This is a genomic window from Acinetobacter nematophilus, from assembly GCF_026344175.1.
In the GTDB taxonomy this organism is placed as follows: domain Bacteria; phylum Pseudomonadota; class Gammaproteobacteria; order Pseudomonadales; family Moraxellaceae; genus Acinetobacter; species Acinetobacter nematophilus.
In genome coordinates this window covers 219,317-235,872 of record NZ_JAPKMY010000002.1, presented here as the reverse complement: position 1 = coordinate 235,872, position 16,556 = coordinate 219,317, and the positions used below count along the sequence as shown (strand labels likewise).

The 16,556-nt window shown below is 39.6% G+C and carries 21 protein-coding genes; all 21 read right to left on the bottom strand.

The genetic code is table 11. The features are described 5' to 3' along the window. Nucleotides 1–10: 10 nt before the first annotated feature. Nucleotides 11–700, bottom strand: coding sequence for a (d)CMP kinase (cmk, locus tag OSH00_RS04820; RefSeq protein ID WP_266129482.1), 690 nt, complete (start codon nt 698–700; stop codon nt 11–13). A gap of 11 nt (nt 701–711) precedes the next feature. After that, entirely contained in the window at nt 712–1,146 is a 435-nt protein-coding gene (locus OSH00_RS04815; protein WP_196074918.1) for an SRPBCC family protein, read from the bottom strand. Between the two features lie 86 nt (nt 1,147–1,232). Then, nucleotides 1,233–1,757 carry a tRNA adenosine(34) deaminase TadA gene (gene tadA, locus OSH00_RS04810; RefSeq protein ID WP_266129481.1) on the bottom strand — a complete coding sequence of 175 codons (525 nt, stop codon included), beginning with the start codon at nt 1,755–1,757 and terminating at the stop codon, nt 1,233–1,235. A gap of 6 nt (nt 1,758–1,763) precedes the next feature. Then, nucleotides 1,764–2,885 (bottom strand): enoyl-CoA hydratase/isomerase family protein, encoded by a 1,122-nt coding sequence (locus tag OSH00_RS04805; RefSeq protein WP_196074916.1) that lies wholly within the window; start codon nt 2,883–2,885, stop codon nt 1,764–1,766. Next, nucleotides 2,882–3,595, bottom strand: a complete 714-nt coding sequence (gene ung, locus OSH00_RS04800; RefSeq protein WP_266129480.1) for a uracil-DNA glycosylase — start codon at nt 3,593–3,595, stop codon at nt 2,882–2,884. Before ung ends, OSH00_RS04805 begins: the two co-directional genes overlap by 4 nt. A gap of 75 nt (nt 3,596–3,670) precedes the next feature. Beyond that, nucleotides 3,671–4,267, bottom strand: coding sequence for a 6-pyruvoyl trahydropterin synthase family protein (locus OSH00_RS04795; RefSeq protein ID WP_266129479.1), 597 nt, complete (start codon nt 4,265–4,267; stop codon nt 3,671–3,673). A gap of 223 nt (nt 4,268–4,490) precedes the next feature. Further along, nucleotides 4,491–5,462 carry a type II secretion system minor pseudopilin GspK gene (gene gspK / locus OSH00_RS04790; RefSeq protein ID WP_266129478.1) on the bottom strand — a complete coding sequence of 324 codons (972 nt, stop codon included), beginning with the start codon at nt 5,460–5,462 and terminating at the stop codon, nt 4,491–4,493. Next, complete coding sequence (gspJ, locus tag OSH00_RS04785; protein WP_266129477.1) at nt 5,455–6,108, bottom strand: type II secretion system minor pseudopilin GspJ; 654 nt, start codon at nt 6,106–6,108, stop codon at nt 5,455–5,457. The genes gspK and gspJ overlap by 8 nt, the downstream gene beginning before the upstream one ends. Beyond that, a complete protein-coding gene (gspI, locus tag OSH00_RS04780; protein WP_196074911.1) occupies nt 6,105–6,494 on the bottom strand; it encodes a type II secretion system minor pseudopilin GspI in 390 nt (129 codons plus the stop codon). Before gspI ends, gspJ begins: the two co-directional genes overlap by 4 nt. Then, the gene (locus tag OSH00_RS04775; protein WP_277613787.1) at nt 6,481–7,047 is read right to left on the bottom strand and encodes a prepilin-type N-terminal cleavage/methylation domain-containing protein; all 567 of its coding nucleotides are present in this window, start codon (nt 7,045–7,047) and stop codon (nt 6,481–6,483) included. The genes gspI and OSH00_RS04775 overlap by 14 nt, the downstream gene beginning before the upstream one ends. 5 nt (nt 7,048–7,052) lie before the next feature. Continuing rightward, a complete protein-coding gene (locus OSH00_RS04770; RefSeq protein ID WP_058971313.1) occupies nt 7,053–7,667 on the bottom strand; it encodes a TetR/AcrR family transcriptional regulator in 615 nt (204 codons plus the stop codon). 88 nt (nt 7,668–7,755) lie between these two features. Next, nucleotides 7,756–8,529 carry a TatD family hydrolase gene (locus OSH00_RS04765; protein WP_266129476.1) on the bottom strand — a complete coding sequence of 258 codons (774 nt, stop codon included), beginning with the start codon at nt 8,527–8,529 and terminating at the stop codon, nt 7,756–7,758. A 27-nt stretch (nt 8,530–8,556) separates the two neighbouring features. Continuing rightward, nucleotides 8,557–8,898, bottom strand: a complete 342-nt coding sequence (locus tag OSH00_RS04760) for a PilZ domain-containing protein (RefSeq protein ID WP_266129475.1) — start codon at nt 8,896–8,898, stop codon at nt 8,557–8,559. Nucleotides 8,899–8,924: 26 nt separating this feature from the next. Continuing rightward, nucleotides 8,925–9,905: a DNA polymerase III subunit delta' gene (locus tag OSH00_RS04755; RefSeq protein WP_266129474.1), complete on the bottom strand. Its 981-nt coding sequence runs from the start codon at nt 9,903–9,905 to the stop codon at nt 8,925–8,927. A gap of 345 nt (nt 9,906–10,250) precedes the next feature. Beyond that, on the bottom strand, nt 10,251–11,012 hold the full coding sequence (gene kdsB / locus OSH00_RS04750) for a 3-deoxy-manno-octulosonate cytidylyltransferase (protein WP_266129473.1): 762 nt from the start codon (nt 11,010–11,012) through the stop codon (nt 10,251–10,253). Between the two features lie 4 nt (nt 11,013–11,016). Next, nucleotides 11,017–12,033, bottom strand: a complete 1,017-nt coding sequence (lpxK, locus tag OSH00_RS04745; RefSeq protein ID WP_266129472.1) for a tetraacyldisaccharide 4'-kinase — start codon at nt 12,031–12,033, stop codon at nt 11,017–11,019. 3 nt (nt 12,034–12,036) lie between these two features. Continuing rightward, nucleotides 12,037–13,767 carry a lipid A export permease/ATP-binding protein MsbA gene (msbA, locus tag OSH00_RS04740; RefSeq protein ID WP_266129471.1) on the bottom strand — a complete coding sequence of 577 codons (1,731 nt, stop codon included), beginning with the start codon at nt 13,765–13,767 and terminating at the stop codon, nt 12,037–12,039. Nucleotides 13,768–13,770: 3 nt separating this feature from the next. Next, a complete protein-coding gene (locus OSH00_RS04735) occupies nt 13,771–14,193 on the bottom strand; it encodes an ExbD/TolR family protein (RefSeq protein WP_196074903.1) in 423 nt (140 codons plus the stop codon). 20 nt (nt 14,194–14,213) lie between these two features. Next, nucleotides 14,214–14,846: a MotA/TolQ/ExbB proton channel family protein gene (locus OSH00_RS04730; RefSeq protein WP_266129470.1), complete on the bottom strand. Its 633-nt coding sequence runs from the start codon at nt 14,844–14,846 to the stop codon at nt 14,214–14,216. Between the two features lie 35 nt (nt 14,847–14,881). Beyond that, nucleotides 14,882–15,772 (bottom strand): ParB/RepB/Spo0J family partition protein, encoded by an 891-nt coding sequence (locus tag OSH00_RS04725; protein ID WP_266129469.1) that lies wholly within the window; start codon nt 15,770–15,772, stop codon nt 14,882–14,884. Next, complete coding sequence (locus OSH00_RS04720; protein ID WP_262556553.1) at nt 15,769–16,551, bottom strand: ParA family protein; 783 nt, start codon at nt 16,549–16,551, stop codon at nt 15,769–15,771. Before OSH00_RS04720 ends, OSH00_RS04725 begins: the two co-directional genes overlap by 4 nt. Nucleotides 16,552–16,556: the final 5 nt, after the last annotated feature.

Here is a 16,556-nt window from a genome sequence, read left to right as displayed (position 1 = left end):
AAAATATTCGTTACTTAGCCAAATGGGCATCGACATAATCAGTCATCAGTTTAAACACTTCATCAATGCTCAAATCTGAACTATCGATGATATACGCATCTACTGCTGGCTTGAGTGGAGCGACTGCGCGTTCCATATCTCGCTTATCTCGAGCTTGTATATTAGCTAAAATGTCGCTTATTTTAACATCCAGCCCCATTCCCTGCAACTGTTTTACACGACGTGCTGCACGGGACTCAGCCGATGCGGTGAGATAGATTTTAGCCTGCGCTTGTGGAAAGATCGAAGTTGCCATATCTCGACCATCTGCCACCAGACCTGGTTGTTTGGCAAATGCATGTTGACGCTCAACCAAAGCCGCTCTAAGTTCAGGAATTGCAGCAACCTTAGAAGCAAACTCACCTACGCGTTCAGTACGAATAGTTTGAGTGACATCTTCACCATCCAGCAAAATTTTTGCACCAACATCCGCGGTCTTAAACACAATATCCAGATTTGTTGCAATTGTAACGCTTTGTGCAAGGACAGTTGCTGAGTCTAGTGAATCAAGTAATTCTTTTTGATGCAATGACAACCCAAGCAGACGATAAAGCGCACCTGAATCCAAGAGATGAAATTGATAATGATCTGCGAGTTTTGCAGCCAATGTTCCTTTTCCAGAACCACTCGGCCCATCAATCGTGATAATTTGAATTGTCATTGTATTTCCAATTAAGCTACAGACTTTGCAAGTTTCTTAAAGCCAAGTGTAATCGCTAGTTTAAGCTGTGCAAGTATTAATTTACTGATAAAGGGCGCACGTGCTTGTAATTCGATCGTATAGTTGACACGGGTTTTATTTGGCGAAAGCGCTTCAAACTCGATAATCCCAATATGATGTTTGATTAAGGGATTTTTAATCAACTTATATTCAATACGTTTATTGACATCTAAAAAAGTGATTTGTTCTTGAATCGGTTTAATTGGACCAAACCCCATGCGACGAATAGATCCCAATCCATCTGGACGTTCAGGATCAGCCGCATCTTTTACACGTACCACTTGTACAGGTGCAAATGCTACATTGTAGGTTGCATGTTTTGACAGCAGCTCAAAAACTTGCTCGACTGGTGCATCAAAGTCTTGTTTTACTTGAATAGAATTCATTATTGTACCCTTCTATGATGGTCATATATTTTGTTGCATTTATTTTTGACAATATCAATTGTCATTAAAACCATCAGTATTCTAGATCATTTTAATGTGTCATTTAAGGTCTTTTGTTGTTGCTTTAATTGTTTTTTTTGTTCACGACGCATTTTAAAAAAATCAGACAGTTGAAGTGAACATTGTTCCTGCAGACATCCGCCATCATATTGAAATATATGATTGTAATAACCCGTTTCCAACAGCTTTCGACTGCTAATCAGTGACCCAGCTTTGGGTTCTTCTGCACCAAATACGACCCGATGTACTCTTGAGTGTATTAATGCACCCACACACATGGTACAGGGCTCAAGGGTAACATATAAAGTAGCATCTTCTGGAAGGCGGTAGTTTTGAATCTTTTGGCATGCGTTTCTTAGTGCCTGAATTTCGGCATGTGCTGTGGGATCGTGACTGGCAATGGGTTGATTGTATCCCATTCCAATCACTTGACCTTGACTCACCACTATGGCACCGACTGGGATCTCCCCCAAAGAAGCTGCAAATGCAGCCTGCTCCAAAGCAAGCTGCATCCATTTCTCATCTATATTTTGCTGAAGTTCTTGAGTCATGGCACTCTAGAGGATGCCATACTGAGTAAGCAAACTATTCCAGCTTTCAATGCTCGTTTTTGGTGGATTATGCCCAAGAATTCCTTTCAATGTTCTTGATTCAATCTTCTCCCATTCAGGAGATAAATCTTTGTCCACTAAACGTGCACGCACACCCTCAACAAAATCCGGGTGGCGAATTTTCCAGTCAGAAATTTGTTTTTCCAATTCAAATACTTCAGCCCAAGAATGAACTTGACGTCCCCATTGCCATAATAGCCATGTAATTGCAGCCGTACTTGGAGAGCCTTTTTGTAAGTTCTCACTGGCCTGACGCAACCAGTCACTACGCGCATCACTTAAACCGATGATCGCTTCGTAGTCCTGTTCAAAGTTCACACCACGACAAACACTGTGAATCACATCCAAAGAATTTTGTAACGGTCCAGGTGATACCGGGCGATGTAAACTATTTAATGTGTCATCCAAAGCACGGAAATCACCCGCAGGATAATGATCCCAATCAATATCAAGCAATTTTTGCAATACAACATCACGTTGCGCATCACAAATATGGGTTGCCCAACCGATTCCATAACCACCAGCAGCAGTCATGATGGATCCTGTTAAACCCGTAAACAATCCAATTGGACCACGATCTGCCAAGAAGCGCGTCGCGCCTACATCCGGATAAAGTCCAATATTCACTTCTGGCATAGCCAAACGAGAGTAAGGAGTCACCAAACGGAATGGTGCAGCCATAAACAAACCCAGCCCCCCCCCCATCACATACCCTTCGCCCCACACGACTATTGGCTTAGCGTAGTTATGCAACAATAAATCTAAAGCATATTCGGTTTCAAAAAATTGATTGGCAGTTTCAACCTCGTTGTTAATCACTAACTGACGAAGCTTACGCACGTCACCACCTGCACAAAATGCCTTAGGTGTAGTTGAATCCAACCAAATCGCCTTGACTGAATCATCATGATGAAAATCTTGAAACAGTTTTAAAAGTGCTGCAACGATGGATTCATCAAGGGCATGAAGCGATTTAGGGCGATTTAAACGAATAATCCGCCAGCCATTTTGTGCTTCATCGATAATTAAATCAGGGTGGTAGTTATTTATTTCGGGAGAATTTGTCATGCGTCCAGCTGCCAGTCAATTGGCTCAATGCCATGTTGTTTCAGATAATTATTTGTTTTAGAGAAAACCTTACAACCAAAAAAACCACCACGATTTGCTGCCAATGGAGATGGATGAGCAGCCTTTAGTACCAGGTGTTTGTTCTGATCGATACGTTGTCCTTTTTTTTGAGCATATGCACCCCAAAGGATAAACACAATATGCTCGCGTTGTTGATTAAGTACATCAATGACATGATCGGTAAAGTTTTCCCAGCCACGCTTCTGATGTGAAGTTGGCTGCCCTGCCTCTACGGTCAATACACTGTTAAGCAGCAATACGCCCTGTTGCGCCCATTTACTCAGGTCGCCATGTCGTGAGACTGGAACACCTAAATCAGTATTCAGTTCATGAAAAATATTGCGTAAAGACGGAGGCAATGCGACTCCTTTTTGTACAGAAAAACTCAATCCATGCGCTTGATCAGGACCATGATAAGGGTCTTGCCCAAGAATTACCACTTTCACATTTGGAAGAGGCGTCGTGTCTAAGGCATTGAAAATGAGAGAGCTTGGTGGATAAATAGTTTTGTTTGCATTTTTTTCAGCCACTAAAAAAGAACGCAGATCATCCATTTGCTGACTTAAAAGGAAATCAGCCAAGCCTTCTTTCCAACTTTGATCTAACCGAACTTGATTTAGTTTTGTTTGTTCGAGTTCAGACAATTGCATCAACTTTCATCCTAAATTTTAATTTCCTAAAAAACGTATTTATATCTAAATGGATTTCTTGATTGAAACCGCAATTTATATTTTAACCTGTAAATCCACTTCAGGGTTTTGAAATTGAACACCTTGTTTCAATTTTTCATACATTTCAGGGTCTGTCCACTCAACTTGAACTTGTTCAGAAAAAATAATTTTATCCAAACTGAGCAGTCCCATCTGCGCATTTTCAATATCTTCCTGAAAACTCTGTGCATATCCAGTATCTGTTTCATGCACGATGACAGAATAAACCTCAACATCACCTTCACCATTCTGGGTAATGGTTGATTTTAGAACCTGTTGCGCAAGAAAGAAAAATACACGGGAAAACTGCTCAGCTGAAGGTGAAACTGGCAATGCCACCCAACGTGCGCTAAATGTTTTACATGCTTGAATATACTCAGCACTATCTTCTTGCCAAAAACAGATCGCATGGTCAAAGCTATCAAAAATTTCTTTGATTATTCCCTTCAGCAATCCAAAATCATATACCATTTGACCATGATCAAGTTTTGAAGCTTTCAGTAATAATTCAACTTTATAGCTATGCCCATGTATAGATCGTTTGCAACGATCTGATGTGCAATTACGCACAATATGTGCATTTTCAAACTTAAATAACTTACGAATTAACATGAGCCAAATTTTATAAACAAAGCGGTTAAGAAACTTGATTATAAAGCAAAACTCGAACCCTGAGCATTAATTTTCTCGTTCATTACAATTAGCCAAAAGGATACCCCTTTTTTTGGCTTGGATTGAGCTTAACCAGTTCAATAAAATATCTCAACCAACCTTTTTACAACCTATAAATTTACTTTAAAATAATATACTTACAAATATTTCTTAATTTTTCTTACTAAAATGGTGCCAAGCTTCGCGAGTATACAAATACTTGTGACTGATCATTTCTTAGCAAATGGCTGGTAAATTGACGCTTGCGATTGCTTAATAAAACTTCGATTTTCGCTTTAAAGTAATTCGATCTAACACCAAAAATTTTATCCGATTCCGTTTTTGCCGCCGCCTCAAGAGTATCAAATGGCGATATTTTCATCAGTTCTCCAACATTGGCAAAATACTCAATTTTTTCTTGGCGTGCATTTAAAGCAGTTTGAATGCTATTCACATCCAATTTTTCATCAAATGCAGCTAAAACCAATGCAGGTGCTGTATTTACATTGATTCGAGTATTAATGTCTGGTAAAGCCGATATATAAGGTGCAATCAAATCATATTTACCCCCTTCAAAACCACGTACCAACTTTAACTCTTCGATACTGGCAAATTTGCGATTTGCAGCAGAATAAGATTTTGGCAGCCCTTGATAGTAACTTGTTTCCGCCCCCATTGCGCCTATTGTTTCATTGTCAGGGTCCTGCCAATCTATAACCGCTTGAACATTATCGGCAGGCAAGCCAACACGTACCAATAGTTTAGAAAAATATTTTTGTGCTGCCTCATTTGGTTTAGCTTCACTGTTCAATAAACTGTTGAGATTGAATTTACCCGACTCATCTTCCAGTACACCTGAAACATACCCATCTTCTACAGGAAATGCTGGCATTGGTTTTGCCCATGCTTCTTGAAGATAGTCTGCTTCTTTACCATTTTCACTATCCTGAACCAATATCTCTGAATAAAAAGCTTCTGCACTTTTTGCATAAAATAAAGCTTGACTTTGACGTTTTAAAAAACCCGTGCTTTGATTCGTATAACTTTGATGTTTCGCAATTGCTGCGGCAATAATGGTTGCCAAAGCCACCATCATCAAAATAGTAATTAAGGCAATCCCTTGCTGTGGTTTGAATTGTATAAATGATTTATCCATTTTGATTATTCTTTATCAAGAAATCAGTGTTCAATAAACTGAAAATCCATTCATATTCTACTTCATGAATCGTGATTTTCATTTTAATCCCACGCGGTAATTGGCTATCATTTTTAGTTAAGTCATTTGGCCAACGATCTGACTCATTTGGATTGAGTACTTCAATTTGATAGGCATCAACATCCGTTAGCATTACACTCGACAATGGTTGTTCCGCGTTATTTCGATTCAGATTTGAATACTTTAATCGATATAGTTTCTTCTCTTGCTGGTCATAACCGTATTCTATTCGCTCATAAGGTGAGAGACCTTGCTTTAATGGATCTGTAACGCCAGCTTTACTAAATGATAGTTTTTGTCGATCTAAGCGCAATGCAGGTTCAACTTGTTCACCGCTTCGGGCTGAAATTGGAACGATTTGCAATGTATCACGCTGAATTTGTTGATATGCGCCTTGGAGTTGCCCTAAATTCTCTTCATGCATGACATTGCGATCTTTGACCTTAATCAAATAGTCAAATATCTTCCACCCCAAGGCAGAAAGTACAGCAAATATAGCAATTGCCACCAGCAATTCAATTAATGTGAAACCTGATTGTTTTCTGACATTTACAGCATTATTGTTTTTATCGGAAGTGAATTTCATGACTGTTTTTCTTTAATTGGATAATTATAAAACACCATATTGGTAATTCCGGCTTCAACTTTACCTGTATCAGTATTAAATAAGCTGACCTGCACATCGATTTTTTGCACATCAGGGCTTAGTGTAGATTCTGCTTTTTTATCCACCTGCCATGTTTCACCTTGAGCAGTGATCTGTTTTGAAGCCGTACCCGTTAACCACTCTCGGTTAATCATCATCATTGAAATTTCATTTTGTGCAACGAACTGTGCTTTGGTCCGTAAAATCGCATTGGCTGTAGATTGGGTATATTGCATCGCAACCTTGGTCAAGGCCATTGCGGCAACAGCAAAGATAGCCAGTGCCACCACTACTTCGATTAAGGTAAAGCCGCTATTTTTCTTCATCGACTTTACCCAAATAATCTACCCGAATCACACTGCCTACAGGCTTTTGTTGATAATACATTTGAATTGTGACGGGCTTGGTTTCTCCATTTCCAAACCAAATCAGTTGTGGCGCATTGTTTCCCAATAAATCCGCATTACTGGCATCTCGAAACTGATGCTCTTGAGGTTCAACTAAAAATGAAACCTGATCTGGCAAATTTCGGCGCGTAAAATCTTTAACCTCTTTCCAAGGTTTAGAATCAATCACTCTTATGCCTTGTTCAGTGCCCTGCTGCCTTGGAATATATTCAACCAATCCATATTGTGCCGTAGCCACATCGGTTGCAGGATGAAAATCCAAAGCATAAATACGGGATTGATCATTGGCTTCACGATTGATTTGCTTTAAATCCAACAATAGCATCTCACGTGCCTGCATTGCCTTACGTTGATCTACACCATCAATATTTAAAACAATCAATGATGCAATAATACTGATTATAACAATGACAACCATCACCTCAATCAAGGTAAAGCCTTTATTATTGAGAGATGATGGCATACGCTTCATAAGAGTTAAGCCACTTGTTCTGAAGCTTGCGGATGTTTAGGAATCGCCAAGGCTTGATCAATCAGCGCTACACGTAAAGTATCTCTACAGCCCAAATAACGTTGATAAAAGCTCGAATTCAAGATTGCAGCACCGCCATGCGTTATTGACCAAATCGAAGCCAAATAATCACGTACAGACATCAAACTCTGTATAGACTCCAAATAACTTTCAGTCATGCGAATGATCAGGCGAAGACGTTGTTTGCGTACCTGATAAAGCTCATTAAACAAGTGATAAATCCCTTGTCCTGTGGTAGATAAACGCTCTTCAATTTGATGAAATAACACTGCTCTCTCAGGATGATGTAAATGATGAAGCATAAAAAAAGCCAAATGTTCAGGAAAGGCCTTTTCCGTATCACGCACCATTTCTAGCAACATACGCTCATTACGAATAATCAGTAGCATGTACAGTTCATCTTTACTCTGAAAATGTTTATAAAGTGTTCCCTTCGCTAGATCTAGTTCCGCTGCGAGTGCATCTAATGTCATCCCCGCTTCACCGTTTTCTAAAAGCAATTGTTCAGCAACCTGAAAAATTAAAGCTTCTCTTGCTCTAAATTGAGCCTGTCGATCCATCTTCACCCGATAAACTCTCTTGTTAATTCTATCCGTTAATAAATTGTCGCACTTCTAGTCATGATTTTATCAATCATTGGCGCTTTGATTACTTTTGTTGAAGAAGATTTTCAAAATTTTGCGTTGTAATGAAAGCCATCTCCTCAAGTGTTTTATCATATACATCACTTAAGGCTTTGGCTACATAGGGAACGTATTTAGGTTCGTTAGACCTTCCTCTATATGGCATAGGCGCTAGATAAGGACTATCTGTTTCTATAAGAACACGATCAAGTGGTACTTGTCTGGCTACATCTCTTAAATCCTGTGCATTTTTAAAAGAAACAATCCCGGAAAATGAAATGTAATAACCGCAGTCCAAGACAGCTTTAGCAGTTTCCCAATCCTCTGTAAAACAGTGCAAAATACCATGGGTCGACTTTTCTGCGCGAATAATATCTACAGTTTCATGCTTTGCTGAACGGGTATGTACAACTACAGGTTTTCTGACAATTTGTGATGCATGAATATGTCGCGCAAAACATTGTTTCTGTTCCTCAATAAATTCAGTACTGTGAAAATAATCCAGACCTGTTTCACCCAATGCCCAAACTTTATCAGTTTGAGCAAGTTGAACCAGCTTTTCGACTGTTGCTCGTTGCATCATCTCCGGGTCTTCACAAGGATGTACCCCAACACTATAACCAACATCAACATGGCGCGCTGCAATTTCAGCAAGCACAAGATGATCATCCAAATCTACTGAGATCCCCATGAATTTGGAAACCCCAGCATCACGTGCCTGTTGTAATGCCAAATCCAAATTACCTGCATAAGGTTCAAGATTTAACATGGTTAAATGGCAATGCGTATCAACAAACACAGGCTTTCCTAAATATTCTAAATTGGCTTACATTGTAAAGCTTGGACGATCCAAAGACATACTCCCAGCGAGTAGTTTTTCTGCTTCCATTTTGTAATAGATGCCTTTTTCACCCGTCAACTGAATTGCAAAACCTTGAGGTTTCATACCATTCTGTTTTTGCGTGATCCAAATCACCTTACCCGTTAAAGGAATTTTTTGGGATTGATCCGGTAAGCTTGCAAGCACGAAAACTTCATCACCCATTTTGACAGGTGTTTTCGATGGTACAAACAAACCACCACCTAAAATATATGGCATATAACTTGCTTGCAGAGTTGCTCGATCAGCAATGTTGACTTGAATCAAACCGCCCATACGTGGTTGCATGATTATTCCCCTTAAATATTCAATTTTTATGTCACATTCATTAACTGAATGGTCAGTTGATCAATAATTAGATTTGTTTGTACATTTTGATCAACTTTGAGTTTCGCTTGTTGTAAGTTTTCATAAATGGAGAACAGTGTTTGCAAATCATACTGTTCTGCAATCTCTGAAAACACCAAATCTGAATTTTTGACAACCTGATTCAGCTTGACACAAATTATATCTGACAACAAGTATTCAAACATTTGAATCAGGTCATAAAAATTCAGCTCTTTATTCCATTTTGAGGCAAACTGCATCGGCATGCTTTTTTGACTGACCAGTTTGAACCAATCTTGCAAAAACTTACCACGACGATTCAGCCAATCCAATTCTGCAAGGAACTGTGCCTCTAAAGGCATATTGTTGGATAAGTTCATTAACAACTGAATTTGAGCATGTTTTTCCACAGGAAGTCGTTGCTGCAAATATTGCTCCGTTTGCATTGGAGTAATACGGTCCATCGCAAAATGTTGCAGTCGACTACGAATAGTAGCAGGAAGCTTTAGATAATGATCTGCCAACAAAATAATCAGTACCCGCTCACCAGGCTCTTCGAGCGTTTTTAACAACGCATTTGCTGAAGCAATATTTAATGCCTCAGCAGGTTCAATCACAATAACGCGCCAACCATCTACCGTCTGTTGCACAAATGGTAGTAAATCACGGATCTTCTCGATCTTAATTTTCGCGTTTTGCTTCTTATTCTCTTCATCGGTCGTGATATTGACATAATTAGGATGGGTATCCGATTTTAACCACTGACAACTGCTGCACTCACCACAAGCACCTTGTGATGTCTTATTTAAACATAGAACCCATGACAAAAAATGCTGAGCAAAAGCATCTTTACCACAACCCTTTTTACCATAGAATAGCAGACCATGTCCTAATTTAGGAAAACGGGTCGTCAATGTTTCCCATGTTTGTTGTTGCCAAGGGTAAACCTGAGAACTTGAAGCATCCATAAATGAAAGACCTAAAAAAGCTTAAATACAAATTAACGCGAGTTCGATGAAACTCATTCTTTAACTGATTGAAAAAACAGATCCTGGCAGAATCTTGCTGGGTATTCATCCCTCTCAGGATCAGCCTGCGGCTCGCCATACTTTTACTTCTGCCTAAGCAGTAAAGCTCCACAAGAACAACCATCTTGCAGAACGACATCACCGTTCACTGCAAGACTCTTCAACAACCAACAATACTGTTAATCAATTGCAGAGCATAGTTTATAGAAGTATTCGCTCAGACAAATGGCAAGGTATTTTCGAATATCATTTTTTATCGAGAATTTTTATCAAACTCAGATTAAATCACTCAAACACAGAAACATCCAAGGCATTTAAACGATCTAAATCAGCTTGGGTATCCACGCCAGGCGGTAAATTGACTTGAGCAATATCTATTGCAATACGGTGTCCATTCTCTAAAACACGTAATTGCTCAAGGCTTTCTAAACGCTCCAAAGTCCCCATATCCCAAGTCACATATTCTTGCAATAACTTCACTCGATATGCATATAGCCCCAAATGTCGATAGGCGGACTGATGTAATGCTTGATCATTCAGCTGTCCAGTTTTACGCTCATATGGAATCGGTGAACGACTAAAATAAAGCGCTTCATTTAACTTAGACATGACCACTTTAACAATACTTTCGCGCTGGAATTCTTCAACTTGATGAATGGGTTCACATAGCGTTGACATTGAACATTGCGGATTATTGGCAAGCAGCTCTGCCACCTGCGTCACCAATGGTGCGGGCAGCAACGGTTCATCACCTTGCACATTGACAATAATGTCATCTGCACTCCAGCCTTTGATTCGAGCAACTTCACTCAGACGATCTGTACCTGATGGATGATTGGGATCTGTAATGACCACATCTACGCCTTCCTGACGACAAATCTCAGCAATACGTGAATCATCAGTTGCCACACAGAGATCATCAAATCCCTGAACTTTTTTTGCTTGGTCGACGACACGCAAAATCATTGCACGACCATGAATTTTTAAAAGCGGCTTTCCTGGTAAACGTGTACTGGAAAAACGTGCAGGAATAACAATATGTTTCATCAAATTAACCTTGTATTAGATCAATACCAAGCTGAGAGAGTTGTTGATTGAGGAGCAGGTAACATTCATCTGATAACACTGCGCCGACAGGAACTACCCAAATTTCACGATTAAATTCAGGATGATTTTTTAATAAAGCCAACAGTTTTACCGCATCTTTTTCTGTGGTAATGATTGGGTTTGCATCTTCAAACTGCAAATCATCAATTTCATAATCATAATGGTCTGGAAACTCATGACATTGAAATTGGCTCACACCAATACTTTCCAAAGTATTATAGAAGCGTTGGGGAAAGCCAATACCCACCACTGCATAATAATCGAGCTCAGAATCAAAAGATTGGGTCTGATCAAAAAAAGGATTTAACAGATAAGGTTCAGCCACCTCCAGATGCATATTCAAGAGCGAATCCGGCTGTTGCGCATGTTCAATCACTGTGCTTTGCTTTAGGCGGCTGACAGGTTCTCGCAGATAACCTTCAGGAAGCATTTTTTTATTGCCTAAGCCTCGATTATTGTCCAATACAATCCATTCGATCTGCCGCTGCAATGCCCAATGCTGCAAACCATCATCACTGATAATTAAATCCAAATCATAACGCTGAAGCAACAACTCGATGCTTGCTCGACGATTTCCACCAACCACCATAGGCACAGCAGTCGATTGAACAATCAAACAAGGTTCATCACCCACCACCTCAGGTAAGGAATCTAATGTAACCATTGCTGGAAATGGACCTTTTCCACCATAACCGCGGCTGATCACACCAACACGAACCTGATGAAGTTGTAAATATTTAACCAACTGAATCAGAAGCGGGGTTTTTCCACTCCCACCTACAGTAATGTTTCCAATGATCATCACGGGGACTGGTGCTTTATAGGTTTCTTTGAGCCCAAATTGGTACAACTGTTTATTGAGCGCAAAACCAAATTGATATAACCATGACAAGGGACGCAGTACAATCAACCACTTGGACTGTTTATTCCAAGCATCTTGAATGATTTGCGCGAAAGACATTCGTTATTCCTCAAAATTGCGTTCATGTAGCTGATAGTAAGCGCCTTGTTTTGCCAGCAGTTCAGCATGACTTCCTTGTTCTATAATACGCCCTTTATCCATAACCACAATCTTATCTGCATTTTCAATAGTCGAAAGACGGTGTGCAATGACAATGGTTGTTCGGTTTTTATCTAAAATTGCTTCATCAAAGGCTTTTTGAATAAAATGCTCAGATTCATTATCTAAAGCACTGGTCGCTTCATCCAGAATAAGAATAGGGGCATTTTTTAGAACAGCACGAGCAATTGCAATTCGTTGACGTTGTCCACCAGAAAGACTCAATCCTTGGGCACCCAATGGAGTATCATAACCTTTAGGCAACGCCATGATAAAATCATGTGCGTAGGCTGCTTTTGCAGCCGCAATAACAGCCTCTTCAGATGCACCACCCAACTGACCATAGGCAATATTTTCACGGACCGTTCGATCAAACAAAACCACTTGTTGGTTGACCATCGCAATCTGTGAGCGCAAACATGTCAATTCAATATCATGAATAGGTAAACCATCTAAATATATTTCACCCGCGTTCTTCTCTTGAAAACGCACCAACATATTTACAAGTGATGACTTCCCAGCTCCTGAACGACCAACCAGTGCAACAGTTTGCCCTGCTTCTATATCTAAAGATAAATTATCAATTGCCTTGACATTATTTTTATAAATTAAATCAACATGCTCAAACTTAATGTTGCCTTGTAGCTCGGGTGTTTTGGTTCCTGTATTTTGTTCGTGTGGCAAATCCAAAACTTCAAACACTGAATATGCAGCAGCCATACCACGCTGTAATTTTTCATTGATATCAGTTAAGCTTTTAATCGGTTTTGCCAACAAGCCTGCTGCTGTAATATAAGCGACAAATTCACCTGCGGAAGTATCCCCCAAAATTTGCGGACGCAATGCCAACCAAATAATAATACCCAGTGCAAATGACATGACCAATTGCACCAGTGGGCTATTCAAATTCTGTACCACCACCATTTTCAAGCCACGTCTTAAGTTCTCTTGTGATGATTTATAAAAACGGGCTTGTTCATTATCTTCTCCCGCAAAACTTTTAACAACTGCGTTTCCACTTACAGTTTCATGCACAATATGGTTAACATCCCCCATTGTGTTTTGCACTTGAATAGAAAGTTTACGCATGCGCTTTGAAGCTTTACGAACCAGTAAGCCAATGATCGGCATAAAAATAAAAATACACAGTGTCAAACGCCAGTTGGTATAAAGTAAATACCCCAATAAACCGAGAGTAATTGTACCATCACGAATTATGGTTTTCAGCGACTCTGATGATGCAGCCGTCAACTGCTCAACGTTATACATGATTTTTGCTGTAATATGACCCGATGAATTATCAAGATAATACTGAGCAGGCAATTTCAACAGTTTGGCATAAATCTCTTGCCGGATACTAAACACCAAACTTCTGGAAATCACAGCGGTAAAATAGCCGCCCATGAATAAACCCAATCCACGAAAGAAAATCAGTAAAATAATCAATGCCGGAAACCAATCCAGGTCACTCCGACTGCCACCCTGGATAGCATCAATAATATATTTGAGTAACTTGGCCACTGAGACTTCAGTGGCTGCATTTATTCCAAATCCGACAATAACGAGTAAGGCTGCCCCCCAATATGGCTTTAAATATGCCAATAGGCGAATATAAACCTTAAAATCTTGATTCACGAATTAATAACCTCGAGATGGAACTTTAGTACTGATATTGATATTGACAAAGCCAAGTTGTCCTGCGACATCCATTACTCGAATAACATCTTGATGAGTGGCTTTCGCATCAGCAGCAATGACAAACATTAAATCCCGTTTATCATTGGCTGCTTGTTTGATCGCAGTACTTAAATCAGCAGACTCTTTGCTTGAAAGTGCCTGACCGTTTACCGCATAATGACCTGTCGAGTCTACCATGACTTCAATCTTATGTTTGTATTCTTTTGGCGGAACACCTTGCGCATCAGGTAAAGAAAGATTGATGCGACTCTGTTGATTAAAAGTAGTCGTCAACAACAAGATCACCAAGATAAACAACAGACAATCAATCAATGGCGTAAGGTTGATATGAATATCTTCAACCGTTCTACGTTTAAATTTCATAAAACACCTCTAGCTCAGCCTTAGCCTGCTTTTTTTTGTACACGTTCAAGATGTTTTTGAAAAAATAATGCTGCATGAAATAACGTTGATTGCTGTTCTAATTCAGCTACATACTCCTGTACCAAACGTTGAAAGTAACGATAGGCAAATAGAGCAGGAATTGCGATCAACATTCCGGCAGCTGTTGTGATCAGTGCCTTAGATATCCCTGGAATCATCATGGTTGGATTTGCAGATGAACCTAAATCAATCACTAAAAATGATTCAATAATCCCAATTACCGTACCCAATAAACCCAACAAAGGTGCAACGGCACTTAAAGTTCCCAAGAAATTGATATTTTTTTCTAAATATCCAATTTCCCGTGAAGCAGTCACTTCCATTTGTGCGCGTGCATATTCTTCACCTTGTGCATAAGCATCCACGGCATCTTTAAAAATAAACCCCAATGCTGATTGGCGAACCGATTGATCCTGTTCCAATACATCAAGAACCTCATCTATATCTCGTCCTTTGTACAGCATCAATGATTTAGGCAGAACTAAAGAGCGTTTTAGTCGTATAAATCTCTCAATCGAAATTGCAACTGTAAAAATCGAACATAAAACCAATGGCAGCATTAACCAACCGCCGGCTTTAACAAGTTCCCACATCTTTAGTTCCCCGAATTAATCAATCATTAAAAAAATTATTGTTCTGATAAACAGATATTTAAGATACCATCCAACTCATCAAGTGAGTTATAACTGATGACCAACTTCCCTTTGCCTTGTTTGTTATAATCCAATTTCACGCTGGCACTGAAACGTTCCGAAAGTTTTTGGGTCAATTGTTGTACGTCTGGCGCAAGTGGATCTTTTGATTTTTCCTGTTTAGGGGTATTCCAATCACGTACCAGCTGTTCAGTTTGACGAACTGATAAGTTTCGATCAATCACCATTTTAGCAATTTGCAATTGATCTTTGGCTTTCAAGGTCAGTATGGCACGCGCATGTCCCATATCCAATAAACCTTGTTGCATCAGATTTTTAATTTCATCATCAAGACTTAATAGGCGTAATAAATTACTCACGGTTGTACGTGCCTTACCTACAGTATCCGCAATTTCTTGATGGCTTAGACCAAATTCATCATGGAAACGCTGTAAAGCCAAAGCCTGATCTACAGGATTAAGATCTTGACGTTGAATGTTTTCGATCAATGCCAATGCGATCGCAACTTGATCAGTCAAATCACGAACAATTGCGGGGATTTCTGTTAAACCCGCTAACTGTGCAGCTCGCCAACGTCGCTCACCCGCAATAATTTCGTAAGGTGTTTCAGCACTCTCAATTGGACGAATCACTATCGGCTGCATAACACCGTGTTTTTTAATCGAAGCTGCAAGCTCTTGCAGGTCTTGCTCATCAATAAAGCGACGCGGCTGATATGCACCACGTTTTAATTGACTCACATCAATCTGTTTTAACTGACCATGATCCAAAGCTTGAACTTCAAGCTGTAATTTTTCTTTTTGGATTGAACCTAATAATGCATCTAAGCCACGACCTTTAGCCAAGCCTCTTTTTTTAACGGTCATGCTTTATTTCCTTTTTTCACTTTACTCTTTTTCAACATTTCAGCTGCTAAATTTAAATATGCAATTGCACCTTTAGAGCTTTTCTCAAAATAAATAATCGGCAAACCATGTGCTGGCGCTTCAGCCAAACGCACATTACGTGGGATCACTGTATCATAAAGTTTTTTGCCAAAATACTGTTCAAGTTCGGCAGAAACATCACGAGTCAATGCATTACGTGCATCATACATGGTTCGAAGTACCCCAATAATTTCCAACTCAGGGTTCAGCGCTTGTTGAATTTTATCGATGGTTTGTGTCAAATCTGCAAGACCTTCCAGTGCATAATACTCACATTGCATTGGAATAATGACAGCATCAACAGCAGCCAGTGCATTTACTGTAATCAAACTGAGACTTGGAGCGCAATCGACAATAATGTAATCGAAGTCTTTTTCAATCTGTTGCAAAGCATTACGTAAAATAAATTCACGCCCTTCCTGTTCTGCAATTACCAGCTCTACACCAGCCAAATCACGATTTGAACCTAAAACTTTATAACCAACTTCAGCTTTAGTGATCGCTGTTTCAATAGGAACTTCGCTCAGCAACACATCAGTAACTGAATACAATAAATCGTTTTTTTGAATTCCAGACCCCATTGTGGCATTACCTTGAGAGTCCATATCGACCAATAAAACACGCTTTTTCAAAACTGCCAAAGAGGCAGCCAAATTTACGGCTGTTGTGGTTTTACCGACGCCACCTTTTTGGTTTGCGATAGCAATAATTTGAGCCATGGTAA

Excerpts from the sequence above, each read along its gene's own strand:
- cmk (WP_266129482.1), bottom strand. The coding sequence starts at position 700 with ATGACAATTCAAATTATCACGATTGATGGGCCGAGTGGTTCTGGAAAA.
- OSH00_RS04815 (WP_196074918.1), bottom strand. The coding sequence starts at position 1,146 with ATGAATTCTATTCAAGTAAAACAAGACTTTGATGCACCAGTCGAGCAA.
- tadA (WP_266129481.1), bottom strand. The coding sequence starts at position 1,757 with ATGACTCAAGAACTTCAGCAAAATATAGATGAGAAATGGATGCAGCTT.
- OSH00_RS04805 (WP_196074916.1), bottom strand. The coding sequence starts at position 2,885 with ATGACAAATTCTCCCGAAATAAATAACTACCACCCTGATTTAATTATC.
- ung (WP_266129480.1), bottom strand. The coding sequence starts at position 3,595 with ATGCAATTGTCTGAACTCGAACAAACAAAACTAAATCAAGTTCGGTTA.
- OSH00_RS04795 (WP_266129479.1), bottom strand. The coding sequence starts at position 4,267 with ATGTTAATTCGTAAGTTATTTAAGTTTGAAAATGCACATATTGTGCGT.
- gspK (WP_266129478.1), bottom strand. The coding sequence starts at position 5,462 with ATGGATAAATCATTTATACAATTCAAACCACAGCAAGGGATTGCCTTA.
- gspJ (WP_266129477.1), bottom strand. The coding sequence starts at position 6,108 with ATGAAATTCACTTCCGATAAAAACAATAATGCTGTAAATGTCAGAAAA.
- gspI (WP_196074911.1), bottom strand. The coding sequence starts at position 6,494 with ATGAAGAAAAATAGCGGCTTTACCTTAATCGAAGTAGTGGTGGCACTG.
- OSH00_RS04775 (WP_277613787.1), bottom strand. The coding sequence starts at position 7,047 with ATGAAGCGTATGCCATCATCTCTCAATAATAAAGGCTTTACCTTGATT.
- OSH00_RS04770 (WP_058971313.1), bottom strand. The coding sequence starts at position 7,667 with ATGGATCGACAGGCTCAATTTAGAGCAAGAGAAGCTTTAATTTTTCAG.
- OSH00_RS04760 (WP_266129475.1), bottom strand. The coding sequence starts at position 8,898 with ATGCAACCACGTATGGGCGGTTTGATTCAAGTCAACATTGCTGATCGA.
- OSH00_RS04755 (WP_266129474.1), bottom strand. The coding sequence starts at position 9,905 with ATGGATGCTTCAAGTTCTCAGGTTTACCCTTGGCAACAACAAACATGG.
- kdsB (WP_266129473.1), bottom strand. The coding sequence starts at position 11,012 with ATGAAACATATTGTTATTCCTGCACGTTTTTCCAGTACACGTTTACCA.
- lpxK (WP_266129472.1), bottom strand. The coding sequence starts at position 12,033 with ATGTCTTTCGCGCAAATCATTCAAGATGCTTGGAATAAACAGTCCAAG.
- OSH00_RS04735 (WP_196074903.1), bottom strand. The coding sequence starts at position 14,193 with ATGAAATTTAAACGTAGAACGGTTGAAGATATTCATATCAACCTTACG.
- OSH00_RS04730 (WP_266129470.1), bottom strand. The coding sequence starts at position 14,846 with ATGTGGGAACTTGTTAAAGCCGGCGGTTGGTTAATGCTGCCATTGGTT.
- OSH00_RS04725 (WP_266129469.1), bottom strand. The coding sequence starts at position 15,772 with ATGACCGTTAAAAAAAGAGGCTTGGCTAAAGGTCGTGGCTTAGATGCA.
- OSH00_RS04720 (WP_262556553.1), bottom strand. The coding sequence starts at position 16,551 with ATGGCTCAAATTATTGCTATCGCAAACCAAAAAGGTGGCGTCGGTAAA.